Raw genomic sequence first — 22783 nt, 5'->3', positions numbered from 1 at the left:
CCTGTTGTTTTTTGAATATGTTTCAGCGCGGCTGCAGGGCAAAACGGACCACAACCGGGCTGCTTCCTTCAAGGGTAATCTCAAGCCGCTCGCCCTCGCGGTCGGACAGAAGTTTATCCGGCCGCTCCGACACCGGCAGCCAGCCGAGCGAGGGCAATGTCTTCACGTAAAACTCCCGCACGGCCACAGACGTCACCGCCCCCCGTGCCGCCGTCCGTAAAATGCGCCCCTCGGCCTTGTCGAACACCAGCCGTTCGCCGTCGATTTCCGTCAGACCGGGCGCAAGCGGCATGTCATCCATATCGGCCAGAAACCGCGTCTCGGCCAAAGCCGTCGAGGCCAGCATCACCCCAAAAACCGCCGGTATGATCCATTTCATCTTTGGCATTGCCCACAAAAGAACGTCGAGCGCCCGCTTTGCACGATACGCTGCACAGTCGCACCGCAGCCCGGAGTAACACAGGGCTGACCAGTGCGGTCATACACATGGAAGCGATGCTGAAAATACCCGAGCGTGCCGTCCGAATGAACAAAATCCTTGAGACTCGACCCACCCGATTCGATGGCTTCCCGCAACACATCCCGGATCGCCGGGGCCAGCCGCTCCGCCCGCGCGCCGGCCACCGTATAGGCGGCCCGGCGCGGCGAAATCCGCGCCCGGAACAAGGCCTCAGCCACATAGATATTGCCAAGCCCGGCCACCACCGCCTGATCCAGCAGCGCCGCCTTGATGCTGCTGCGCCGACCATCAAGCGCCACAGACAAGCCCTCGGCCGAGAATTCATTGCCAAGGGGCTCGGGCCCAAGATTCTTCAGCCAGGGCGACAACAGCGCCGCGCCCGGGTCATAGACCGTCATCAGGCCAAAGCGGCGTGGATCGTTATAAATCAGCCGGTCCCCGCCCTCGGTCTCGATCACCACATGGGCATGGGGACCGAACTCATCCGGCAAGGCGGCCCCGCCGGTCAACACATGAAAACTGCCGGACATGCCGAGATGCACGAGCACGGTCTGCCCATCATCGAGATCCCACAACAGATATTTGGCCCGCCGCCGCACAGCGTCGATGCGCCGCCCGGTCAGGCGTTCTGGGAATCCGGCTGGAAAGGGAATACGCAAATCGGCCCGCCGTTGCAGCACACGCGCGATGCGCCGCCCCACTAAAGCCGGGGCGATGCCCCGGGCAACGGTTTCGACTTCGGGAAGCTCCGGCATTATTCTGGTTTCACTCAAAAGGCTGCGCTATGGTGCGGCCAATAAACCACATGTCCGCAGCATAGCGAGATCATCATGACTGACAAGCCGTTGGCGCAAGACGATACCGTTTCCTTTGGCTTTCGCGACGTTCGCGCCGGGGAAAAAGCCGGACTTGTGCGCGGTGTGTTCGAGTCGGTCGCGCCCAAATATGACATCATGAACGACCTCATGAGCGGCGGGCTGCATCGTTTATGGAAAAACACCCTGGTGGACAGCGTCAATCCGCGCCCCGGCATGCGCTTTCTTGATGTGGCGGGCGGCACCGGCGACGTTGCCTTCCGCATTCATGACCGCCTCCGGAAACGCTGGCCCGAAAACCCGGTAGATATCTCCATCTGCGACATCAATGCCGCCATGCTCGGCGTCGGTCGCGACCGCGCCATCGACCAGAATCGTCTGAACGGCCTCACCTGGACCTGCGGCAATGCCGAAGCGCTGCCGATGCCCGACCAAAGCTTTGACGTCTATACCATCGCCTTCGGCATCCGCAACGTGACCGACCGGCCGAAGGCGCTGCGCGAGGCCTATCGCGTGCTCAAGCCGGGCGGGCGGTTCCTCTGCCTCGAATTCTCAAAAGTGGTGTTGCCCGGGCTTGACTGGATCTATGACACTTATTCCTTCCATGCCATTCCGGCCATCGGCGGGCTTGTGGCAGGCGACCGCGACTCCTATCAGTATCTCGTCGAAAGCATCCGCCAGTTCCCGCCCCAGAAAACCTTCGCCGACGAGCTGACGACCGCCGGATTCGCCCGTGCGAGCTACCGCAATCTGTCGGGCGGCATCGTGGCCCTGCATTCCGGCTGGCGCATCTGATGCAAACGCCCTTGCGCCATATCACGCGACTTCTGGACGTGGCTTTGACTCTCGCCCGCCATGACGCGCTCTTTCCGCTTGAACTGATGGGCGATCTACCGCCCGCGCTTCGCTTCGTGCGATTCCTCGCCAAACTCCGCCCAGCCACCCGCGATCAGGCCGAGACCCGCCCCGGCGTCCGCCTTGCCAATGCCTTGCAGGATCTCGGGCCGACCTTCATCAAAATGGGTCAGGCCATGGCCACCAGGCCCGATTTCGTCGGGCATGAGACCGCCCGCGATCTCGCCAACCTCCAGGACCGCCTGCCGCCCTTCCCAGGGTCCGAGGCCCGCGCCATCATCAGCGCTGAACTCGGCCGCCCGGTGGAGGAGCTATTTCTAAGCTTCGACGACGTGCCCATCGCCGCCGCCTCCATCGCCCAGGTCCATTTCGCCGAAACGCTTGATGGCAAGAAAGTTGCGGTCAAGGTGCTCCGCCCCGGCGTCGAGGCCGCCTTTGCCCGCGATCTCGAAAGCTTCCGCTGGTTCGCCCGGCTGGTCGAGCGCGCCCGGCCTGAGCTGCGCCGCCTCCGCCCCACCGATGTGATCGAGACCTTCGCCAACATGGTGGAAATCGAGATGGATTTCCGCTACGAAGCCGCCGCCGCCTCGGAACTCGGGGAAAATCTCGCGCAGAATCCGCATTTCGGCGTCCCCGAAATCCATTGGCAGCTGACCGCGCGCCGGGTGCTGACCCTTGAACGGGTCGACGGCATCCCGCTCAGCAACCGCGAGGCCCTCGCCGCCGCCGGATATGACGCAAAGCCGCTGGCCCCGATCATCGTGCAAAGCTTTCTCGAACAGGCGCTGTTCCAGGGGTTTTTCCACGCCGACCTCCATCAGGGCAATCTGTTCGCCTGTCCGGGTGGCCGGGTCGTGGCCGTTGATTTCGGCATCATGGGGCGGCTTGATTCGGCCACTCGTCACACCTTCGCGCGCATTCTCTATGGCTTTCTGCGCCGCGATTACGAGGCCGTGGCCGAAGCCCATTTCAGCGCCGGATATGTGCCGAAGGACCAATCCCGCGCCCTCTTCGCCCAGGCGCTCCGCGCCATCGGGGAGCCCATCGCCGGGCGGCCGGTGAGCGACATCTCGCTCGGTAGCCTGCTTACGCAATTGCTCAAGACCACCGAAACCTTCGCCATGCAGACCCAGCCGCAATTGCTGCTGTTGCAGAAGACCATGGTCATGGTCGAAGGCGTCGCCACCAATCTCGATCCCGCCGTCAATATGTGGGAAATCTCGCGCCCTGTGCTTGAACGCTGGATCAAGGAACATCTCGGCCCCAAAGGCCGCCTTGAAAGTGCCGGCAAGCGGCTTTTCAAACTGGCTGAGGAAATTCCCGATCTGGTGCGCGGCCTCAATGACTTCCTTGAGGAGACCCGCGGCGCGGGTCTCCGGCTCAAGCTCGACAACGGTCAGGACAGCGGCCGCGGCTGGTGGAGCGGCCTGCTCCTCGGCGCGCTTGCGGGCGGAGCGGCGGCGGTGGCTGTGCTGTACTTTTTAAGCTAATTACATATTCCGCCCGTGAAACCTTGCAGAAGCCTGCCCGAATCTGTAATTTAACGGACAGATCAACAAACAGCAGGTTCAGGCATCCTATGAGCGCAAAGCGCGTTCTTCTCATCATCGGCGGCGGCATTGCCGCCTATAAATGTCTCGAACTGATCCGCCGCCTCGGTGATCAGGGGATTGCGGTCCGCGCCATCCTGACCCGCGCCGGGGCCGAGTTCGTGACCCCGCTCTCGGTTGCGAGCCTGACGGGCGACAAGGTCTATACCGAGCTTTTTTCCCTGACCGACGAATCCGAGATGGGCCATATCCGCCTGTCGCGGGAGGCCGATCTGGTGCTGGTCGCCCCCGCCACCGCCGACCTTATGGCCAAGATGGCGCAGGGGCTCGCCAATGACCTCGCCTCCACCGCGCTCCTTGCCACCGACAAGCCGGTGATGATCGCCCCCACCATGAACAGCCGCATGTGGGACCATCCGGCAACTCAGCGCAATCTCGCCACCCTCAGGGCCGACGGGGTGACGATCATCACGCCCGGCTCAGGCGCCCTCGCCTGCGGTGAAGTCGGTGCGGGCCGCTTGAGCGAACCCCATGAGATCCTCGCCGCCGTGCTTGATTTCTACGCCGCGCGCGACGGCCTCAAACCACTCGCCGGACGCCATGCCCTGGTGACCGCCGGGCCGACCTACGAGGCCATCGACCCGGTGCGCTATATCGCTAACCGCTCGTCCGGCAAGCAGGGCTATGCCATCGCCGCTGCCCTTCAGGCCCTTGGTGCGCGGGTGACCCTCGTGTCCGGCCCGACAGCATTGCCCGATCCGACAGGCGTGTCGGTGATCCGCATAGAATCCGCCCGGGACATGCTTAAAGCCTGCGAGGCGGCGCTGCCCGCCGACATCGCTGTCTGCGTCGCCGCCGTCGCCGACTGGCGCATTGACTGTGACGCCGCCCAAAAGATCAAGAAAACCGGCGGCGCGCCCCCGGCCCTCAGCTTTGTCGAAAACCCCGACATTCTCGCCACGCTGTCAAAAACCGGTCCGAACCGTCCGGCGCTCGTCATCGGCTTCGCCGCCGAAACCGAACAGGTCATCGACCACGCCCGCGCCAAACGCGCCCGCAAAGGCTGCGACTGGATCGTCGCCAATGACGTGAGCCACGCCACCGGCATCATGGGCGGCGACCGCAACAGTGTGCATCTCATCACCGAGGCGGGCATCGACACCTGGCCCGACAGCCCGAAAGACAACGTTGCCCGCGATCTCGCGGCCCGCATCGCACAATTCTTTGCCAATCCTACGAAAGACTCTGCCCCATGTCCCTGACCGTCACCCTTCAATGGCTGCCCCATGGTGAAGGCCTGCCGTTGCCGCGTTACGAAACCCTGCAAAGTGCCGGTGTCGATCTCGCCGCCGCCCTCAGCCCTGACGAGGAACTGGTGCTCGCGCCGGGTGATCGCGGGCTGGTGCCCTGCGGCCTCGCCATTGCTCTGCCCGCAGGCTTCGAAGCGCAGGTGCGCCCGCGTTCCGGCCTCGCCGCCAAGAACGGCGTCACGGTTCTAAACAGCCCCGGCACCATCGACGCCGACTATCGTGGGGAAATCAAAGTGATCCTCATCAATCACGGGCGTGAGCCCTTCGTCATCACACGCGGCATGCGTATCGCCCAATTGGTGGTCGCACCTGTAACCCGCGTCGACTGGTCCGAAGTTCATTCCCTCACAGAGAGCGCACGCGGCAGCGGCGGATTCGGGTCAACCGGCGTCTGACCACTCAACCATCAGGAAATTGCCTATGTTCCGGCTTTCTAAAAAGATGCTGTTCGCGCTCGAAGCGGTGGTCGACATTGCCTATAACGGCCGCGCCGAGCCGGTGCAGTCGAAGGAAATCACCCGCCGCCAGGGAATCCCGCAACGCTATCTTGAGCAGGTCATGCAGCAACTGGTGCGGGCGGGCATCCTCAAGGGCGTGCGCGGCCCGCGCGGCGGCTATTTCCTCGCCCGCGAGCGGCGACGCATCACGGTGGGGGAAATCATCGCCGTGGTCAGCGCCATCGAAGGCGGCACCGAAGGCAATGACTATGACAGCCCGTCGGAACTCGGGCGCACGGTGGTCAAACCGCTGATTGATCAGCTCAACCGCGATATCATGCATAAGCTCGACTCGATCACCATCCAGGATCTCTGCACCCGCGCCGATCGCGGCGGCATCCTGACCGAAGCCGATCGCGGCCTTGATTTCAATATTTAAACCTCTACAGACTTAAGACGACTTCACGCCAGTGCGACAAAGGAGACCGACCATGACGGTTGCAAAAGACGGCACCAAAGGCCACGGCAAGATTTTCGACAGCATCATCGACACCATCGGCAACACGCCGCTTGTGCGCCTCAACCGCATGACCAAAGGTCTTGAGGCCGAGGTTGCGGTGAAGCTTGAATTCTTCAACCCGCTCGCCTCCGTCAAGGACCGCATCGGCGTCGCCATGATCGAAGCGCTCGAAGAACAGGGTAAGATCAAAGCCAACACGCTCATTGTCGAGCCGACCTCGGGCAACACCGGCATCGCGCTCGCCTTCGTCTGCGCCGCCAAGGGCTATCCGCTGGTGCTCGTCATGCCCGAAAGCATGTCCATCGAGCGCCGCAAGATGCTGGCGCTGCTTGGCGCCCAGCTTGAGCTGACCCCGGCTGGCAAAGGCATGAAGGGGGCCATCGAACGGGCCAAGGAAATCCTCGCCGATAATCCAAACGCCGTCATGCCGCAGCAGTTCGACAACCCGGCCAATCCGGAAGTCCATCGCGTCACCACGGCCGAAGAAATCTGGAACGACACCCAGGGCCGCGTCGATGTGGTCATTTCCGGCGTCGGCACCGGCGGCACGCTGACCGGCGTCGGCTCGGTCCTCAAGGCCCGCAAGCCCTCGGTCCGCATGATCGCCGTCGAGCCCGAAGACAGCCCGGTGCTGTCCGGCGGCCAGCCCGGCCCGCATAAAATCCAGGGCATCGGCGCGGGCTTTGTGCCAAGCATTCTCGACACTCATCTGATCGACGAAACCATCACCATCGGCAACGAGACCGCCTTCGCCGTGGCTCGCCAGATCGCCCGCGAAGAAGGCATCGCCGTCGGCATCTCCTCCGGCGCCGCCGTAGCCGCCGCCCTCGAAGTCGCCAAGCGGCCGGAGATGAAAGGCAAACTTATCGTCGCCATCGTCCCCTCCTTCGCCGAGCGCTATCTGACCACCGCCCTCTTCGAAGGCCTCTGAGCCAAATTTAAAATACCTCAGGACGACTCCCGTTCGTCCTGAGGAGGCCCAAAGGGCCGTCTCGAAGGACCGAGTTTTATCCATGCCGCTCACCGACGCCCAGCTTGACCGCTACGCCCGCCATATCATCCTGCGTGAGGTCGGCGGTGCGGGCCAACAGGACCTGCTGCGGGCGCGGGTTCTGGTCATCGGCGCGGGCGGCCTCGGCTCGCCGCTTCTCATGTATCTCGCCGCCGCTGGCGTCGGCACGCTCGGCATCGTCGATGATGACGCCGTGGCGCTCTCAAACCTGCAACGCCAGATCCTCCACAGCACCGACCGCGTGGGCGAAGCCAAAACTCAAAGCGCCATCACCGCCCTCGCCGCGCTCAACCCCGACGTCCGGGTCATCGCCCATAACCTCCGCCTCACGCCGGACAATGCGCGGGAGATTATTGCTGGTTACGACATCGTCGCCGACGGCTGCGACAATTTCGCCACCCGCTTCGCCGTCAATGATGCCTGTGTTGCGTTGAAAAAAACCCTGGTCTCCGCCGCACTCAGCCAGTTCGAAGGCCAGCTTGCGACCTTCAAGCCCCATGCCGGGCCGGACCTCCCCTGCTATCGCTGTTTTGTCCCCGAAGCCCCCGAAGGCATCGCCAACTGTGCCGAAGCCGGCATCCTCGGCGCGGTCGCCGGGGTCATGGGCACCTGGCAGGCGGTGGAAGTGCTGAAAGAAATCCTCGACCTCGGCCAAAGCCTCGCCGGTCGCATCCTGCTATACGACGCCCTCAGCGCCCGCACCCGCACAGTGCGTTTGAAACGCGACCCGGCCTGTCCGGTCTGCGGCGCTCGTTCGTGATAAGCGGCGGTGGTTCTACTGGCGGAACCATGGATTGCCGGGTCAAGCCCAGCAATGACAGATTCAGAAAATGAATGAGACATTCAGAATTTCAAAAACTGTATAACCGAGCTTGACCCGGTCATAACAGATTATGAAATTCCAAGATTGTCATTGCCGGACTTGACCCGGCAATCCATCTCTCCGGCCTTTACGAATAGAGGCTGTCCTGACCCCAATCCATGATCACGCGATCCGGTGGGGTGTGGCCGTCCACATAGGTCTTGATATTGATCAGGACCTTTTCGCCCATATCAATACGGCCCTCAATGGTGGCCGAGCCCATATGCGGCAGTAGCACCACGTTATCGAGTTCCAGAAGCTTCGGATTGACCGCCGGCTCATGTTCGAACACATCAAGCCCGGCGCCACCGATCTTGCCCTGCTGCAACAGGCGCACGAGGGCATTTTCATCAATCACTTCGCCACGCGAGGTGTTGATGATAAAGGCATGCGGCTTCACCAAGCGCAGGCGACGATCCGACAGCAGGTGATAGGTCGCAGGCGTATGCGGGCAATTGACCGACAGAATATCCATGCGCGCCAGCATCTGATCGAGGCTTTCCCAATAGGTGGCCTCAAGCTCGGCTTCCATCTCCACCTCGATACGGCGGCGGTTATGGTAATGGATCGACAGGCCAAAGGCCTTGGCCCGGCGGGCCACGGCCTGACCGATACGGCCCATGCCGATGATCCCGAGCCGCTTGCCCCAGATACGGTGCCCCAGCATGCCGGTGGGCGACCAGCCCTCCCACTTGCCTGAGCGGATGACCCGTTCGCCTTCCGACAAACGGCGCGGCACCGCAAGCAGCAACGCCATGGTCATGTCGGCGGTATCTTCCGTCAGCACGCCCGGCGTATTGGTCACGGTGATGCCGCGTTGGCGGGCGGTGGCGAGATCGATGTGATCGACGCCGGTGCCGAAATTGGCGATCAGCCGCAGATTCGGATTGGCCTGAGCCAGAATGCGCGTATCGATACGGTCCGTGACCGTCGGCACCAGCACATCGGCGCGGCGCACGGCATCGGCCATCTGATCCTGCGTGAAGGGCTCGTCAGACAGATTGAGCTGAACGTCAAACAGCTCCGCCATCCGCGTCTCGATGGGATCGGGCAATTTACGCGTAACGATGACAAGGGGCTTTTTCGACATTAACCACCGCTCCAGCATTCCCGCCATCCAGAACGGGAAGTCAGTTTAAACCCAGGGCAGACTACAAATCGAGGATCAGGCCCCGAGGCAAGATGTACGGACATTCCTGTCTGTGTAGCAGAACTGCCGAGGGCTTTCAAATGATGCATCGTCACCAAACGCGGGTTTTATCAGCGCGCCCTTGACCCGACCCGCGCCCACGCCTTATCAACAGGGAATGTCTCTGTATGGAAGCACCATGATCCAGCGTCTCACCGGCTCAAAGATCAGTCCCAGAATCGTCCTCTGCGCTCTCGTCGTGAGCGCCGTGCTCGCCGCCTGTTTGGCGACGGCCGCCGAAACCGACAGCAGCGGCGACACCGCCGCCGAAGACACCCGTGTTGGCAATTCCGGCTTGCCGGTGCCGCGCATGGTGTCGCTCGGGGCTCAGGAAATCAACATGCGGAGCGGCCCCGGCACGCGCTATCCCATCAAATGGGTCTATACGCGCAAAAGCCTGCCGGTTCAGGTCGAAGCCGAATTCGACATCTGGCGTAAAATCCGTGATCGCGACGGTGAAAGCGGCTGGGTCCATGGCAGCATGCTGTCCGGCCGCCGAACCGTGGAAATCCGCGGCCACGATGGCAGCGCCATTACCGTCCTCCGTGACAAGGCCAGCGACCAGAGCAACGCCGTGCTGCGCGCCGAAAGCGGCGTCATCGCCGAATTGATCGAATGCGCCGACGACTGGTGCCGCCTGCGCATCGACGGCAAAAAAGGCTGGGCCCCCCGCCAGAGCCTCTGGGGCCTGATGCCCGGCGACGGTAAGAAATCCTAAGCATACGCAGACTGTCATTGCGAGGCGCAGCCGAAGCAATCCAGTCTGGCCGTTCAAAGGTTCTGGATTGCTTCGGCTGCGCCTCGCAATGACGGAAAACAAAAAATGGCCGGATCAAATCCGGCCATTTCTGAAATCTATAATCTGACAGTCACTTGACGCGAATGATGATATCCACCCGCGACACCGTGCCACCGAGCGGTTGCGGGATGTTTGAAATCTCCACAAGCCCGGCCGGAATATCTTCGAGACGCCCACCATCCTCATAAAAGAAATGGTGATGATCGGTAACGTTGGTATCGAAATAAGCGCGGCCGCAATCGACCACCACTTCCCGCAACAGGCCGTTATCCGTAAATTGATGCAAGGTGTTGTAGACGGTGGCGAGCGACACCCGCGCCCCGGCACGAACCGCTTCCTCATGCAGGGCTTCGGCGGTCATATGCCGATCATAACCCATATCGAACAACAGACGAGCCAAGGCAAGCCTCTGACGCGTCGGACGCAACCCAACCTGACGAAGCCGATGCAGGGACTGCGCAAAAGGCCGCAAACTGCCGTCAGCAGGGACAACAGAATGCGGCATCGTTTCCGGCGCCGTAGTCGTCGTCATGATCGTGGATGAAGCGTCGTTCAGCACATCGTCCTCCAGGTCCGACCGAAAGCCTTGCACGATAAGGCAGAAAGCATAAGCAGCACCGGCTACTCAGGCTACCACAGACCTGATATGTGGCGACGAAAAAGCATAAAGTCAAGCAAACCCGCGGCTTGACGACTTTTCACGCTAGTCGCCGGTGACGATCCGATCCACCAGTTGCTTGACCGAAGGGACAAAGCCATTGGAATAGAACGGGTCTTTGGCAAAGTTGTAAGCCCCGTGACCGGCAAACATGAGATTCTGCTCCACATCGCCGCCATGGGCGATATCCATCAGGGTCTTCTGAATGCAGAAGCTCCGTGGATCGGCTTTGCGGCCCGAGGAATTGTCCTCATTATCGGCCCAGTTCGAGAATTTGCACTGGCTGAGGCAGCCCATGCAATCGGTCTGATCCTTGCGGATTTCATCGCGTTTTTCACGGGTGACGAAAATCAGCGTCTGATCCGGAGTCTTCATGGCTTCGGTATAGCCCTGACGCATCCAGTCAAGCGCATGGACCCGATCCGAACCCGCTACAAACAGCGGCGCGCGCCCAAGATCAAGTTCGTCCATCAGCTCGCCGACCGGCTTGGTCGCGAACGGAATCTGACGCAGGCTGCGGCCTTCGAGTTCCCGCAGATAATCATTGCGCACGGCCGAGGCATAGAACCCCGTCGGGCTGAAGTCATGCAACAGGACGTCGCCGTCGGCCAAGGTCATCAGGCGCTGTTTCCAGGCGTCCGGAATTTCGCTTTCCTTGGTCAGCAACGGACGGGTGCCATACTGGAACGCCACCGGGCCAAGCTCGGGATTGTCGATCCAATGTTCCCAGTCGCGCAGATACCAGACGCCGCCAGCCATGATGATCGGCACTTCCGGCACGCCGGATTCACGCATTTCGCGGCGCAGTTCGGCCACGCGCGGATAGGGATCCTGCGGCACCAGCGGGTCTTCCGAATTCGACAGGCCGTTATGACCGCCGGCCAGCCACGGATCTTCATAGACCACGCTGCCCAGCCACTCGGCATATTTCTTGTAGGCGCGCTTCCACAGCGCGCGGAAGGCCCGGGCCGAGGAAATGATCGGATGATAATGAACCTGATGCAGCGCGGCGATTTCCGCGAGCTTATAAGGCATGCCCGCGCCACAGGTCACGCCATGAACAAGACCCTTGGTCTTTTCAAGCACCGACCGGAGGATGCGCTCGGCACCGCCCATTTCCCACAGGATATTGATATGGATGCGGCCCTCACCGCTCGCCGTCTCATAGGCCCGGCGCACCTGATCGACACCACCGGCGACGGCGTAATTGATCAGTTCTTCATGGCGCTCACGGCGGGTCTTGGCGAAATACAGCTGCGGGACGAGATTGCCGTTCGCATCATAGCTGTCGGCATTGACGCAGGATACGGTGCCAACACCGCCCGCGGCCGCCCAGGCTCCGGAGCTCGCTCCGGTGCTGACAGAAACCCCTTTGCCACCCTCGACAAGTGGAAGCACCTCCCGGCCGGAGATCATCAAAGGATTGAGGGCTTTCATCAAACATATCCTGTCAAAAGTTAATCGCCTGATAGCGGGCCCTGACAGCCCCCGGGAACAGGCGAAACCTTGTCCCGGGAAAAGTCTGGGTCCGCACCAAATCAGGCAGTTCGGTCATATATGGGGGCGGTGGACCCAGTCCACAAGCACCCCCTATAAAGCTTTGGCGCGTTACGCGTCCACCGCTTCCTTGCCGCCCTTTTCACGGGGGCTGTCGCCAAGGTCTTCACCGGTTTCCTGGTCAACCACGCGCATGCTGAGGCGGATCTTGCCGCGCTCATCGATGCCGAGCACCTTGACCTTCACCTTATCGCCTTCATTGACGACGTCGGTCACCTTCTGCACCCGCTTCGACGCGAGTTCGCTGATGTGAACGAGACCGTCTTTGTTGCCAATGAAATTGACGAAAGCGCCAAATTCCACGGCTTTGACGACCTTGCCGTCATAGATCCGGCCGACTTCGGCTTCGGCAACGATGCCCTGGATCCATTTCACGGCCTTTTCGATGGAATCGAGATTGGCCGACGACACCTTGACGGTCCCATCGTCTTCGATATCCACCTTGGCGCCGGTCACTTCGCAGATTTCGCGGATGACCTTGCCGCCGGTGCCGATGACTTCGCGGATCTTTTCCTTGTTGATCTTGAAGGTCTCGATACGCGGTGCATAAGCCGAAAGCTCGGTACGGGCGCCCGAAAGCGCCTTTTCCATCTCGCCCAGGATATGAGCGCGACCGCCGTGAGCCTGAGCCAGAGCCTGCTTCATGATCGCTTCGGTGATGCCGGCGATCTTGATATCCATCTGCAGCGCAGTGATACCTTCGGTCGTTCCAGCCACCTTGAAGTCCATGTCGCCGAGGTGATCTTCATCACCGAGGATGTCCGACAGAACCGCAAAGCGCTCGCCTTCAAGGATCAGGCCCATGGCGATGCCCGAGACCGGACGGGTCAGCGGAACACCGGCATCCATCATCGACAAAGCGCCGCCGCAGACGGTGGCCATCGACGACGAGCCGTTCGATTCCGTGATTTCCGACACCACGCGAATGGTATAGGGGAACACTTCCTTGGTCGGCAGCACAGCGCGAAGGGCGCGCCAGGCAAGCTTGCCATGGCCCACTTCACGACGGCCGGTAAAGCCGACGCGACCGGTTTCACCGACCGAATAGGGCGGAAAATTGTAATGAAGCAGGAAGTTTTCGCGATATTCGCCTTCAAGCGCGTCGATGATCTGTTCGTCATCGCCGGTGCCGAGGGTGGCAACGCACAGCGCCTGAGTTTCGCCGCGGGTGAACAGCGACGACCCATGGGCACGCGGCAGAACGCCGACTTCGGCAACGATCGGACGCACGGTCACAAGATCGCGGCCATCGATGCGGCGGCCGGTATCGAGGATATCGCCACGCACGATGTCTTTTTCGAGATCCTTCAGGAGCCCGCCGACGAGCTGGGCACTGAGGCCAGCCTCTTCGATGAGAGCCTTCTTAACCTTGGCTTTTGCTTCACCGATCTTGGTGACGCGGGTCTGTTTCACCGTGTTGCCATAGGCGGCACGGAGATCAGCTTCAGCCAGATCCTTGATCTGCTTGATCAGAACCGAATTGTCGTCCACGGCCGGCAGATCCCACGGATCCTTCGCAGCCTGCTGAGCAAGCGCGATGATCGCATCCAGAACCGGCTGCATGGCCTTATGGCCGAACATGACGGCGCCGAGCATGATATCTTCCGAAAGCTCTTTCGCTTCCGATTCGACCATCAACACAGCGTCGCGGGTGCCCGCAACCATGAGTTCGAGGTCGCCGACCTCAAGCTCGTCGAGGGTCGGGTTGAGGATATATTCGCCGTTCTTGTAACCGACCTTGGCGCCACCGATGGGGCCAAAGAACGGGATACCCGAAATGGTCAGAGCCGCGCTCGCGCCGATCATGGCGACGACGTCGGCGTCGTTCTCGATGTCATGGCTGAGAACGGTGCAGGTGACCTGGGTCTCATTGCGGAAATTGCTCGGGAACAGCGGACGGATCGGACGATCGATCAGACGCGATACGAGGGTTTCCTTTTCGCTCGGCCGGCCTTCGCGCTTGAAAAAGCCGCCTGGGATCTTGCCCGCAGCATAGGTGCGCTCGAAGTAATTCACGGTCAGCGGGAAAAAGTCGATGTCAGGCTTCGGCGTCTTCGCTGCAACAACAGCGCAAAGGACGGTCGTGCCGCCGTAGGTGGCCATGACCGCACCGTCAGCCTGACGGGCAACATGACCCGTTTCAAGGATGAGCTGGCGGCCGCCCCATTCGATTTCTTTACGAAAAATATTGAACATATCTGTATCCCATTTCAACCGATGGCGGTTCCATCGGGGCTTTCCGGCAATTGCCATCAATCGCCGGCATCCGCGGAGCCGCGCATCATCCGGCCAGGTCCCTCATGGACCGGCCAGAGCGCGGATCGGTGGGGTGTTCCGTAACCGGCACACCCCACCGCCACGTCGCAATTACTTGCGGATACCGAGGCGCTGGATCAGCGAGGCATAACGCCCGTTTTCCTTGCGCTTCAGATAGTCGAGCAGACGACGACGCTCGTTAACGAGCTTCAGAAGACCACGGCGGGAATGATGATCCTTGGCGTGGGTCTTGAAATGATCGGTCAGATTGGTGATCCGCTCGGTCAGGATTGCAACCTGAACTTCCGGGGACCCAGTGTCACCAGCTTTGGTGGCATATTCGGTAACAAGCGCCTGTTTGCGCTCGGCAGTGATCGACATATTTGCTCTCCGCGGCATCGCAAAACTAAAGGTTAAAAACCCGAACCGGGCGTAATTCGCCGTCTTCGAGTGCAGCCAGTGCGATCAGCACGTCCCCCGCCATCACGGCGACGGTCCCCTGCTGGCTGCTCGGGGATTGGAGCGTTTGCTCCGTTTTGAGGCTAAGCCCCGTTTTGAGGCGCTGCGCCTCGCTTCCTGTCACGGCCAGCGCCGGGATGCCGTCCAGCGCGGTCTCAACAGGAAGAAGTATCTTTTCAGGCGGCGCAATATGGACCAATTCCGCCAGATTATCCAGCGAAATCGCCGCTTGCGCCGGGGCAGCTCCCCCGGCGGTACCGAGCGCATGATCATAATCCTCAGTTCGGAACGGCCCCACCCGCAATCGCCGCAGCACCACCACATGGCCAAAGGTGCCAAGGGTCAGGGCAATATCCCGGGCCAGCGAGCGCACATAGGTGCCTTTGCCGCAAGTCACCCGGAAACTGCCATAATCGGGGCCCGAGAGTTCCACCGGGTTCGCTACAGCCTCAAGCTGATGGATCAGCACCCGGCGCGATTTCATCTCGATCTCCACCCCGGCGCGGGCGAGATCATAAGCTCGCGCGCCATCAATCTTGATGGCGGAATAAATCGGCGGCACCTGTTCGATTTCGCCGATAAAACGCGGCAGGACAGCAGCAATCTCTGCCGCCGTCGGGCGAAGATCCGAGCTTGCCGTCACCTCGCCTTCAAGGTCGTCGGTCGAGCGCGCCTCGCCCCACCGCACGGTGAAGGCATAGGTTTTCACGCCGTCCATGATGAAGGGAATGGTTTTCGTGGCCTCGCCAAGTGCAATCGGCAGCACCCCGGTTGCGAGCGGATCAAGGGTTCCCCCATGACCGATCTTGGCCGCCTGGGTCAGCCGGCGCACCCGCCCGACCACCTGGGTCGAGGTCAGGCCAAGCGGCTTGTCGATATTGAGCCAGCCATTCAGAATACGTCCGCGCGCCAACCCTTACAGGCCCTCGTCCGTGTCCTGATCATCCTCAGCCGGATGATCAAGGTCCTGGGCCACCCGCGGGTCGCGCAGCAGGCTTTCAATCTTGCCCGCCGTCTCGAACGATGGATCGAGGCGGAAAATGAAGCGCGGAAAATAGCGCAGCGTCACCTTGTCCGACACAAGATGGGCAAGATGCCCGGCCGAGCGGGCAAGACCCTCAAGCACCGGTGTCACATCGGCGCCGCCAAGCGGCATGATGAACACCGTTGCCTGACGAAGATCCGGGCTCGGCCGCACTTCGGAGACGGTGATCGACACGCCGAGCAAAGCCGGATCGCGCAATTCCCCGCGCGCCAGCACTTCCGAGAGTGCATGGCGCAACATTTCACCGACCCTGAGCAATCGCATGCTCGGCCCGGCGGTGGCTCCGGATTTGGACCCGGACCGGGAGGACTTGATCATAACGCTACGTTCCTACTGATCGCTGCTTTAAAGGGACCGTTTCAGTTCGGTCACTTCATAGACCTCGATCTTGTCGCCGACTTTGAGATCGGTGTAATTGACGAAGGACATACCGCATTCGATACCCGAGCGCACTTCCTTGACTTCATCCTTGAAGCGACGGAGCGAGCCGAGTTCGCCATCATAAATAACGACGTTATCGCGCAACAGACGCGCCTTGGCGCCCGAGCGGACCGTGCCTTCAATGACCAGACCACCGGCAGCCTTGCCGGTTTTGCCAGCCTGGAAGACCTGCAGCACTTCGGCCATACCGATGACCGTTTCCTTGCGCTCTGGCGCAAGAAGGCCGGACATGGCGGCTTTGATGTCATTGATCAGATCGTAAATGATCGAGTAATGACGGATCTCGACGCCTTCACGTTCGGCGAGGTCCCGTGCCTGCGCATTGGCGCGGACGTTGAACGCGAGAATCGGCGCGTTCGAAGCCTTGGCCAGCGTCACATCGGTTTCGCTGATGGAGCCCACGCCGCTATGTACGATGCGCGCCGCCACCTCATCGGTGTTGAGCTTCTGCAGCGAACTGACGATCGCTTCGGTAGAGCCCTGCACGTCGGCCTTGACCAGCAATGGCAGCCCCTGAGCCTGGGTGACCTTCATCCGCTCGAACATAGTCTCGAGCGTATCGCGGACACCATGGCGTTTGGTTTCGCGCTGACGCAGACGGAAGTCGGCAATCTCGCGACCACGAGCTTCGGTTTCAACAACCGCGAAGTCATCACCAGCCGACGGGGTGCCGTTCAAGCCGAGCACGACGACCGGCAGAGACGGACCGGCTTCTTCGACGCGGCGGCCTTTATCATCGAGGAGGGCACGAACCTTGCCCCATTCGCAACCAGCCACCAGAACATCGCCCACCCGCAGGGTGCCGCGCTTCACAAGGACCGTCGCCACCGGACCGCGACCGCGATCGAGTTCGGCTTCGACGACCACACCTTCACCTGGACGGTTCGGATCGGCCTTGAGTTCAAGCAGTTCGGCCTGCAACAGAATGGCGTCGGTCAGCTTGTCGAGATTGGTGCGTTCTTTTGCGGAAATCTCCACATCAAGCACATCACCGCTCATCTCTTCGACGACGATGCCATGCTGCAACAATTCCTGACGGATACGCTCGGGCTTCGCGCCCGGCTTATCCATCTTGTTGATGGCGATGATCATCGGCACTTCAGCTGCCTTGGCGTGATTGATCGCCTCGATGGTCTGCGGCATGACGCCATCATCGGCGGCCACCACCAGCACCACGATATCGGTGATTTTCGCACCGCGTGACCGCATGGCAGTAAAGGCTTCATGGCCCGGCGTATCGAGGAAGGTGATCTTGGCGCCGTTCGCGAGCGTGACCTGATAAGCCCCGATATGCTGGGTAATGCCACCCGACTCGCCCGAAACCACGTTGGTGGTGCGGAGCGCATCGAGAAGCGAGGTCTTGCCGTGATCGACGTGACCCATGATGGTGACGACCGGCGGACGCGTCCGCAGATCTTCATCGCGATCCGGTTCACCACCGATGCCGATTTCGACGTCGGATTCGCTCACACGCCGCGCTTTATGACCGAAATCCGCCACGATGATTTCAGCGGTGTCGGCATCAAGCACTTCGTTGATGGTCGCCATGACGTCCATCTTCATCAGGGCCTTGATCACGTCCACGGAGCGCTCGGCCATACGATTGGCCAGTTCCTGCACGGTGATCGTTTCCGGAATAACAACATCGCGTACGATCTTGACCGGCTGCGCTTCATCACGAGCGCGCTTTTCTTTTTCGCGGCGACGACGGATCGACGCCAGGCTGCGGGTGCGGCCATCATCATCGCTCAGAGCGCGGGTTACGGTCAGCTTGGCCGTTCCCTTGCGCGGATCTTCACGGACGGTGCGCGGAGCCGGGCGATTAGCGCCACCCGGACGGGCAGCCCCTGCACCCCCGCCGGAACTCCGGCGACGGCCTCCTGCATCATCATCCTCAGGCCCCTGGCCCCGGCCGGCTGCACCGACACGCTTCAAGGCATCGGCCACATGGGCCGCCGGAGCGCGAGCAGGTGCCGCATCGGGACGAGCATCAGGACGGGCACCGGGGCGCGGACCGCGCTGGTCGGTGCCACGAGCGGCATCCCCACGCGGAGCCGGGCGCTGATCACCACGTGCTTCTGGACGGAAATCGGATTTGGCTTGAACTGAAGCCCCACTTCCCGCCGGAGCGGACGTGCGGGCTTCTTCGGTCGCCTGAGCGCGGGTTTCCGCCTGCTTCAGACGATCTTCATCTTCCTGCTTGCGCCGGGCTTCTTCATCGCGACGGCGACGAGCTTCCTGAGCCGCGAGATCTTCGGCGTCACGACGCGCTTTCTCTTCAGCATAACGGCGGGAATTTTCTGCTTCCTGGAGACGCATTTCCTCCTGAACGCGCTTGGCGCTTTCAAGGGCGCGGAAGCGCACTTCGCGTTCGCCTTCCGTCAAGCGGACATCGCCGCCCGACTGTCCGGAGGACCGATTCTGACCGGAACCGCGTTGCGCAGGCTTGCCCTGACCACGCGAGGCAGCCTGTGGCGCCTTCGCCGGAGCCGGGGCCCGACCTGCCGCCTGAATCGGGGCTGGAGCTGGAGCTGGGGTTCGAACCGGGGCCGGGGCCGGGGCCGCCGCCTGAACCGGAGCCTCAACCGGGGCTGGGGCCGAAGCCTCAACCGGAGCCGCAGCCTGAACCGGGGCAGTCACCGGCACAACCGGCACGTCCGGAGCGCGCGGCTTCAAGATCGAGCTGTCAAACGTCGGCTGAGGCGCCACGGTCGGAGCAGCTGCAGCAACCTCCGCCGGGGCTTTATCCTTGCGGATGAGCTTGCGTTTATGCTCGACGACCACCGTCGCCTTGCCACGTGTCGGTGCCAGACTTGGACGCACCGGGCCGGCATCGCCAGACTTTTTCAACTGCAAAGTCTGTCGATTAGCGGCCAACTTGTTGTCTTCCTGGCTGTCCTTGTCACTCATACCTTATGCCTTCAGCTTCCTGTCAGAATTCCGTCGTCTTGTCGTCTGTCACCTTGTCGGCGTCCGTGACCTGGTCGCGAAACCCGGACAGACGATCAAGCTCGACAAGAAATTTCGCGCCGAGCCCTTCAGGCCGCAGCGCAGCATGTACCACATTTTCACGCCCTAATGCCAAACTCAATTCTTCGCGGGTGAAAAGCGCCACCACGCGTCGCCCTGGGCGGATCAATTTTCCCCGGCCATCCAAGGCCCCATCCGCGGCTGTGATCAAAACCATAGCGGGATTGGCAACAAGGGATTCGCGTACTTTTTCAAATCCGAGCTCCACCAGGCCAACGCGCCGCGCAAGCCCAAGAAGATGGAGGCAGCTTTTGGTCAACAGATCTGTGACCTGCTGGCCAAGGGCCGGATCGGCCACAATCTGATCGGCGCTCAGCTCTTTTCCGGCGCCGAATTTACCGGCCCGTCCTGCCGCCTTGGTGAAAAGACGTTTTTTAACAGCGAGATCAACTGTCGCGCGGGAAGCGCCCAGCCAATAGCCACGACCAGGCAACCGCCCGGCGAGATCGGGTACTACCCGTCCTGCAGGATCGATGGCAAAGCGCACCAACCCGCCGGTTGGTCCGCTATCACCCGTTACAAGGCATCGACGTTCGGGATCGGCCATAACCAACTCCCAAGTTCCGAGGACGGAGAGGCCTCAGGCCGCCCCGTCAGCCTTTGCGTCGTCCGCGAACCAATGAGCGCGGGCGGACATGATAATAGCATTGGCCTCTTCTTCGCTGAGTCCGAAAGTGCGGAGGATTCCGTCTTCCGAGTTAATGAGTTCGTCAGCGGCAAGATCGCCGAGATCGTCGAGTGTCTTAACCCCGGCTTCACCCAGGATCACCAGCATCTGCGGCGTCAGGCCGTCGATACCAGCGAGATCGTCATTGACGCCAAGGGCCTGACGACGCACTTCAGCGGCAGCCGTCTGAGCTTCGATGGCCTCACGGGCGCGGCGCTGCAATTCAGACACCAGTGCCTCGTCGAACCCTTCGATGCTGGCGAATTCGGCCGCATCCACGTAAGCCACGTCTTCGATGTCCGAGAAGCCCTCGGTCACCAGAAGCTGTGCGAGTGTCTCGTCCACATCAAGTTCAGCCACGAATTGCTGGGTGCGCTGACGGAACTCTTCCTGACGGCGCTGCGATTCGTCGGCTTCAGTCATGATATCGATGACCCAGCCGGTGAGCTGCGAGGCGAGGCGCACGTTCTGGCCGCGACGGCCGATGGCCAGCGACAGCTGATCGTCCGGCACCACCACTTCGATGCGGCGGTTTTCCTCGTCCATCACCACCTTGGCCACATCAGCCGGCTGCAAGCCGTTGACGATGAAGGTAGCTGGATCGGCGGACCACGGAATGATGTCGATCTTTTCGCCCTGAAGTTCGCCGACCACCGCCTGCACACGACTGCCGCGCATACCGACGCAGGCACCCACGGGGTCGATGCTGTGATCATTGGAGGTCACGGCGATCTTGGCGCGGCTGCCCGGGTCACGGGCCACGGCCTTGATCTCGATGATGCCGTCATAGATTTCCGGCACTTCCTGCATGAACAGTTTGGCCATGAATTCCGGCCGGGTGCGGCTAAGGAAAATCTGCGGGCCGCGCTGTTCGCGCTTGACGTCATAAATATAGGCCCGCACGCGGTCGCCGTTGCGGAAATGCTCCCGCGGGATCAGCTGGTCGCGACGTACGATGGCCTCGGCCCGGCCGATATCCACGATGATATTGCCGTATTCGACGCGCTTGACGATCCCCGAGATGACGTCACCGACGCGATCCTTGAATTCGTTGAACTGACGTTCACGCTCGGCGTCACGAACCTTTTGGACGATGACCTGTTTCGCCGTCTGGGCGGCGACACGGCCGAAATCCATAGGCGGCAGGCTGTCGGCCAGAATATCGCCGATTGCCGCGTCGGGCTTGCGCTCGCGGGCAGAGACGAGATCGGTCTGGGTGGCCGGATTTTCGACCTCCTCAACCACCTCGATGATGCGGAACAAGCGGATTTCCCCGCTTTTGCGATCGATCTGGGCTTGGATTTCATTTTCCGCGCCATAGCGGGAGCGTGCAGCCTTCTGAATGGCTTCTTCCATGGCGGAGAGCACGACCTCTTTATCGATCGTCTTCTCCCGCGCCACCGCATCCGCGATCTGCAGCAGTTCCAGCCGGTTTGCACTAACAGCCGTCGCCATCATCCACTCCGTTTTTGCTTCTGTCCGGGCCGCGGCTTGCGGATGTCCGGATCAGCTTCGGTATTATCACCTTCTGCGGCCTCAAGCAGTTGTTCTGCCCGGGTCAGATCGGCTTTCAAAAAAGCATCGCTCGCAATGAGCTTGGCCTTCAAAATCTCATCCATCGCCAGCGCGAGTGGCTCCGCCACATCAAGCCCGGCCGGCGCATCTTCGGCCGCAACCTTAAGCAGCACCTGCCCGTCACGCACACCGGCGAGCACACCCTGGAAGCGGCGTTGCCCCTCAAGGGCGGTTTTGACTTCAAGACGCGCCTCGCGCCCGGCGAAGCGTTCGAAATCCTTGAGCCGCATCAGCGGGCGATCAATGCCCGGCGATCCAACCTCAAGCGTATAAGCATCGCGCAGCGGGTCCTGTTCATCAAGCACAGCCGAAAAGGCCCGGCTCAATCTGGAGCAATCATCAATGGTCATGCTGCCGTCAGGCCGCTCGGCCAGAATCTGGAGGATCACCGAGTGGCCACCGACCTTCGAGATAACAAGACGCACGAGATCAAAGCCGAACTCGGCCGCCACAGGCGCCAACATCGCTTCCAATCGCTCTGCGTCCGTCGTCAAGATGCCTCCATACAATTCAATAAGGGCTTAGAAAAAAGCCAAAGAGCCCCCTTCCCCAAGGCACTTTTGGCGCCCGGAAGAGGACTCCTCTCGTAAACAAAAGAAAGCAGGTACAAGTCCCACTTCACACGAGAAGCTCGAAGTTAGGAAACCTCAACCTAAGGTTTTCAGGACACGAGTCGTCGGGGCGTCATCATAGAGAAGCTTTGCGCCGCTGCAAGCCATTTGATCGCAAGCCGGCCTGCGGGCTTCCCGTCACTATACCATCGCCCGGAATAGCTCGCAAATGCTGCGACCCCGCCGGGCAATCGGTCGCCCCGAACCCTCGCCTCAACGGGAATTCCATGCCTTGCCACAGGTCTTCTTAGGGAAGACTTGGCGGGCCGGAATAATTTTGCTAAGAGTGGCTATTAAGAAACATTTGCAACAACAGTTCTCATTCGAGGTACCCCCAGGTCATGTCTCTCTCGTCCCAGCTGTCGCTTTCCGGCCTCACGCGCGGCCAGAAAGCCCTGATTACAGCCATTGATCCAGATCATAGCGGCAGCGACATGCATCTTCGCCTGCATGAAATGGGATTCGATGAAGGGATCGAGATCGAAGTCATCCATCAGGGTCCCTTTGGCGGCGACCCCTTGGCCGTCAGTGTCGAGGGCGTCATCATCGCCATCCGCCGCAGCGAGGCCGCCAAAGTCCATGTCATGCTGGTCCCGAGCGCCGAAACCTATGGAGCCGCTACCTCCCTCCCCCTCGACCCCCTCGACAACGAGCTTGCAGGGGCGAAATCCTGAT

22 protein-coding genes are annotated in these 22783 nt (G+C 61.2%); 9 read left to right on the top strand and 13 right to left on the bottom strand.

Features of this window, described 5'->3' with window-relative positions; all coding sequences use genetic code 11:
• Nucleotides 1-22: 22 nt before the first annotated feature.
• Nucleotides 23-379 carry a hypothetical protein gene (locus NYP16_RS11755; protein ID WP_274944341.1) on the bottom strand — a complete coding sequence of 119 codons (357 nt, stop codon included), beginning with the start codon at nt 377-379 and terminating at the stop codon, nt 23-25.
• The gene (mutM, locus tag NYP16_RS11750; protein WP_274944340.1) at nt 376-1215 is read right to left on the bottom strand and encodes a bifunctional DNA-formamidopyrimidine glycosylase/DNA-(apurinic or apyrimidinic site) lyase; all 840 of its coding nucleotides are present in this window, start codon (nt 1213-1215) and stop codon (nt 376-378) included. Before mutM ends, NYP16_RS11755 begins: the two co-directional genes overlap by 4 nt.
• A 75-nt stretch (nt 1216-1290) precedes the next feature.
• Here mutM and ubiE point away from each other — a divergent pair, with 75 nt between their 5' ends.
• From ubiE to NYP16_RS11715, 7 genes are all read left to right on the top strand, one after another.
• Nucleotides 1291-2070 (top strand): bifunctional demethylmenaquinone methyltransferase/2-methoxy-6-polyprenyl-1,4-benzoquinol methylase UbiE, encoded by a 780-nt coding sequence (gene ubiE / locus NYP16_RS11745; protein WP_346742524.1) that lies wholly within the window; start codon nt 1291-1293, stop codon nt 2068-2070.
• Complete coding sequence (gene ubiB / locus NYP16_RS11740; RefSeq protein WP_274944339.1) at nt 2070-3620, top strand: 2-polyprenylphenol 6-hydroxylase; 1551 nt, start codon at nt 2070-2072, stop codon at nt 3618-3620. The genes ubiE and ubiB overlap by 1 nt, the downstream gene beginning before the upstream one ends.
• Nucleotides 3621-3709: 89 nt before the next feature.
• The gene (coaBC, locus tag NYP16_RS11735; RefSeq protein ID WP_274944338.1) at nt 3710-4942 is read left to right on the top strand and encodes a bifunctional phosphopantothenoylcysteine decarboxylase/phosphopantothenate--cysteine ligase CoaBC; all 1233 of its coding nucleotides are present in this window, start codon (nt 3710-3712) and stop codon (nt 4940-4942) included.
• Entirely contained in the window at nt 4933-5385 is a 453-nt protein-coding gene (gene dut, locus NYP16_RS11730; protein WP_274944337.1) for a dUTP diphosphatase, read from the top strand. The genes coaBC and dut overlap by 10 nt, the downstream gene beginning before the upstream one ends.
• A 25-nt stretch (nt 5386-5410) precedes the next feature.
• Nucleotides 5411-5866, top strand: coding sequence for an RrF2 family transcriptional regulator (locus NYP16_RS11725; RefSeq protein ID WP_274944336.1), 456 nt, complete (start codon nt 5411-5413; stop codon nt 5864-5866).
• Between the two features lie 52 nt (nt 5867-5918).
• Nucleotides 5919-6878, top strand: coding sequence for a cysteine synthase A (cysK, locus tag NYP16_RS11720; RefSeq protein WP_274944335.1), 960 nt, complete (start codon nt 5919-5921; stop codon nt 6876-6878).
• Between the two features lie 82 nt (nt 6879-6960).
• The gene (locus NYP16_RS11715; RefSeq protein ID WP_274944334.1) at nt 6961-7719 is read left to right on the top strand and encodes a HesA/MoeB/ThiF family protein; all 759 of its coding nucleotides are present in this window, start codon (nt 6961-6963) and stop codon (nt 7717-7719) included.
• 190 nt (nt 7720-7909) lie between these two features.
• Here the strand turns inward: NYP16_RS11715 and NYP16_RS11710 are convergent, their stop codons facing one another.
• Nucleotides 7910-8911 carry a 2-hydroxyacid dehydrogenase gene (locus tag NYP16_RS11710; RefSeq protein WP_274944333.1) on the bottom strand — a complete coding sequence of 334 codons (1002 nt, stop codon included), beginning with the start codon at nt 8909-8911 and terminating at the stop codon, nt 7910-7912.
• A gap of 238 nt (nt 8912-9149) precedes the next feature.
• Here NYP16_RS11710 and NYP16_RS11705 point away from each other — a divergent pair, with 238 nt between their 5' ends.
• Nucleotides 9150-9728 (top strand): SH3 domain-containing protein, encoded by a 579-nt coding sequence (locus NYP16_RS11705; RefSeq protein WP_274944332.1) that lies wholly within the window; start codon nt 9150-9152, stop codon nt 9726-9728.
• Nucleotides 9729-9879: 151 nt separating this feature from the next.
• Here NYP16_RS11705 and irrA read toward each other — a convergent pair whose 3' ends face one another.
• The 10 genes from irrA to NYP16_RS11655 form a co-directional block, all read right to left on the bottom strand.
• On the bottom strand, nt 9880-10314 hold the full coding sequence (irrA, locus tag NYP16_RS11700) for an iron response transcriptional regulator IrrA (RefSeq protein ID WP_346742526.1): 435 nt from the start codon (nt 10312-10314) through the stop codon (nt 9880-9882).
• Between the two features lie 198 nt (nt 10315-10512).
• Nucleotides 10513-11904: an NAD(P)H-dependent flavin oxidoreductase gene (locus NYP16_RS11695; protein WP_274944330.1), complete on the bottom strand. Its 1392-nt coding sequence runs from the start codon at nt 11902-11904 to the stop codon at nt 10513-10515.
• Between the two features lie 171 nt (nt 11905-12075).
• Nucleotides 12076-14220, bottom strand: a complete 2145-nt coding sequence (gene pnp, locus NYP16_RS11690; RefSeq protein WP_274944329.1) for a polyribonucleotide nucleotidyltransferase — start codon at nt 14218-14220, stop codon at nt 12076-12078.
• Nucleotides 14221-14391: 171 nt separating this feature from the next.
• Nucleotides 14392-14661: a 30S ribosomal protein S15 gene (rpsO, locus tag NYP16_RS11685; protein ID WP_274944328.1), complete on the bottom strand. Its 270-nt coding sequence runs from the start codon at nt 14659-14661 to the stop codon at nt 14392-14394.
• A 25-nt stretch (nt 14662-14686) separates the two neighbouring features.
• Nucleotides 14687-15652 carry a tRNA pseudouridine(55) synthase TruB gene (gene truB / locus NYP16_RS11680; RefSeq protein WP_274944327.1) on the bottom strand — a complete coding sequence of 322 codons (966 nt, stop codon included), beginning with the start codon at nt 15650-15652 and terminating at the stop codon, nt 14687-14689.
• 3 nt (nt 15653-15655) lie between these two features.
• Nucleotides 15656-16102 (bottom strand): 30S ribosome-binding factor RbfA, encoded by a 447-nt coding sequence (gene rbfA, locus NYP16_RS11675; protein ID WP_274944326.1) that lies wholly within the window; start codon nt 16100-16102, stop codon nt 15656-15658.
• Between the two features lie 27 nt (nt 16103-16129).
• Complete coding sequence (infB, locus tag NYP16_RS11670) at nt 16130-19135, bottom strand: translation initiation factor IF-2 (protein WP_274944325.1); 3006 nt, start codon at nt 19133-19135, stop codon at nt 16130-16132.
• Nucleotides 19136-19157: 22 nt separating this feature from the next.
• Complete coding sequence (locus NYP16_RS11665) at nt 19158-19802, bottom strand: DUF448 domain-containing protein (protein WP_274944324.1); 645 nt, start codon at nt 19800-19802, stop codon at nt 19158-19160.
• A 33-nt stretch (nt 19803-19835) separates the two neighbouring features.
• Entirely contained in the window at nt 19836-21377 is a 1542-nt protein-coding gene (gene nusA / locus NYP16_RS11660) for a transcription termination factor NusA (protein ID WP_274944323.1), read from the bottom strand.
• Nucleotides 21377-21991: a ribosome maturation factor RimP gene (locus NYP16_RS11655; RefSeq protein WP_274944322.1), complete on the bottom strand. Its 615-nt coding sequence runs from the start codon at nt 21989-21991 to the stop codon at nt 21377-21379. The genes nusA and NYP16_RS11655 overlap by 1 nt, the downstream gene beginning before the upstream one ends.
• A 458-nt stretch (nt 21992-22449) precedes the next feature.
• On the opposite strand from NYP16_RS11655, the gene NYP16_RS11650 reads away from it, so the two are divergent.
• Nucleotides 22450-22782 (top strand): FeoA family protein, encoded by a 333-nt coding sequence (locus tag NYP16_RS11650; protein ID WP_274944321.1) that lies wholly within the window; start codon nt 22450-22452, stop codon nt 22780-22782.
• Nucleotide 22783: the final 1 nt, after the last annotated feature.

Source organism: Govania unica (assembly GCF_027920805.1).
Lineage (GTDB): Bacteria > Pseudomonadota > Alphaproteobacteria > Sphingomonadales > Govanellaceae > Govanella > Govanella unica.
The sequence above is the reverse complement of the archived record's forward strand: the minus strand, read 5'-3'. Positions and strand labels throughout refer to the sequence as shown.

Coding starts and splice junctions, on each gene's coding strand:
- coaBC (WP_274944338.1), top strand. CDS start 3,710: ATGAGCGCAAAGCGCGTTCTTCTCATCATCGGCGGCGGCATTGCCGCC.
- nusA (WP_274944323.1), bottom strand. CDS start 21,377: ATGGCGACGGCTGTTAGTGCAAACCGGCTGGAACTGCTGCAGATCGCG.
- NYP16_RS11650 (WP_274944321.1), top strand. CDS start 22,450: ATGTCTCTCTCGTCCCAGCTGTCGCTTTCCGGCCTCACGCGCGGCCAG.
- NYP16_RS11755 (WP_274944341.1), bottom strand. CDS start 379: ATGAAATGGATCATACCGGCGGTTTTTGGGGTGATGCTGGCCTCGACG.
- cysK (WP_274944335.1), top strand. CDS start 5,919: ATGACGGTTGCAAAAGACGGCACCAAAGGCCACGGCAAGATTTTCGAC.
- NYP16_RS11705 (WP_274944332.1), top strand. CDS start 9,150: ATGATCCAGCGTCTCACCGGCTCAAAGATCAGTCCCAGAATCGTCCTC.
- NYP16_RS11725 (WP_274944336.1), top strand. CDS start 5,411: ATGTTCCGGCTTTCTAAAAAGATGCTGTTCGCGCTCGAAGCGGTGGTC.
- pnp (WP_274944329.1), bottom strand. CDS start 14,220: ATGTTCAATATTTTTCGTAAAGAAATCGAATGGGGCGGCCGCCAGCTC.
- NYP16_RS11665 (WP_274944324.1), bottom strand. CDS start 19,802: ATGGCCGATCCCGAACGTCGATGCCTTGTAACGGGTGATAGCGGACCA.
- rpsO (WP_274944328.1), bottom strand. CDS start 14,661: ATGTCGATCACTGCCGAGCGCAAACAGGCGCTTGTTACCGAATATGCC.
- mutM (WP_274944340.1), bottom strand. CDS start 1,215: ATGCCGGAGCTTCCCGAAGTCGAAACCGTTGCCCGGGGCATCGCCCCG.
- ubiE (WP_346742524.1), top strand. CDS start 1,291: ATGACTGACAAGCCGTTGGCGCAAGACGATACCGTTTCCTTTGGCTTT.
- dut (WP_274944337.1), top strand. CDS start 4,933: ATGTCCCTGACCGTCACCCTTCAATGGCTGCCCCATGGTGAAGGCCTG.
- NYP16_RS11715 (WP_274944334.1), top strand. CDS start 6,961: ATGCCGCTCACCGACGCCCAGCTTGACCGCTACGCCCGCCATATCATC.
- NYP16_RS11710 (WP_274944333.1), bottom strand. CDS start 8,911: ATGTCGAAAAAGCCCCTTGTCATCGTTACGCGTAAATTGCCCGATCCC.
- irrA (WP_346742526.1), bottom strand. CDS start 10,314: ATGCCGCATTCTGTTGTCCCTGCTGACGGCAGTTTGCGGCCTTTTGCG.
- rbfA (WP_274944326.1), bottom strand. CDS start 16,102: ATGATCAAGTCCTCCCGGTCCGGGTCCAAATCCGGAGCCACCGCCGGG.
- infB (WP_274944325.1), bottom strand. CDS start 19,135: ATGAGTGACAAGGACAGCCAGGAAGACAACAAGTTGGCCGCTAATCGA.
- NYP16_RS11695 (WP_274944330.1), bottom strand. CDS start 11,904: ATGAAAGCCCTCAATCCTTTGATGATCTCCGGCCGGGAGGTGCTTCCA.
- ubiB (WP_274944339.1), top strand. CDS start 2,070: ATGCAAACGCCCTTGCGCCATATCACGCGACTTCTGGACGTGGCTTTG.